This is a genomic window from Bartonella taylorii 8TBB (assembly GCF_902825155.1).
GTDB lineage: Bacteria > Pseudomonadota > Alphaproteobacteria > Rhizobiales > Rhizobiaceae > Bartonella > Bartonella taylorii_A.
Genome location: NZ_CADEAG010000097.1, coordinates 1 through 494, shown reverse-complemented (window position 1 = coordinate 494; position 494 = coordinate 1). Strand labels below are relative to the sequence as shown.

1 pseudogene is annotated in these 494 nt (G+C 38.3%); it reads left to right on the top strand.

Annotated features, from left to right (window positions below):
• Positions 1-470 (top strand): annotated as a pseudogene (locus tag J7R13_RS08815) (type ISP restriction/modification enzyme); the annotation flags it as partial.
• Positions 471-494: the final 24 nt, after the last annotated feature.

Sequence of the window (494 nt, the reverse complement as noted above, 5' to 3'; positions counted from 1 at the left end):
GACAGCAGGACGTGAACTGTGTCATTTGCACGTGAATTATGAAGATGTGGAAGCTTATCCAGTGACCTTTTAAAAAGGCTAATCCTAAACAGACTGATATCTCTAATCCCGAAAAATTTTACTACGTTACAGAAATGAAATTCGCAAAAGCAGCTAAAGAGAAAGGTATATCCGAAAAAGATAAATCGACTGGTTTTTACAACAGCAATATCACAATAACAGACATTCCTCTTGAAGCTTATGAATATATCGTCAATGGTAGACCCGCTCTTGAATGGGTTATGGGGCGTCAATGTGTAAAGACTGATAAAAAGAGAGGCATTGTGAATGATGCCAATCACTATGCTGTTGAAACAGTTGGCAACCCTGCTTATCCATTAGAGTTGTTTCAAAGGGTTATTACCGTAAGTTTAGCGACAATGCAAATCGTTAAGACCCTACCAAAACTAGCAATTAGAGAAACTGCATAACTTACAAGCGCGATCACATAATGG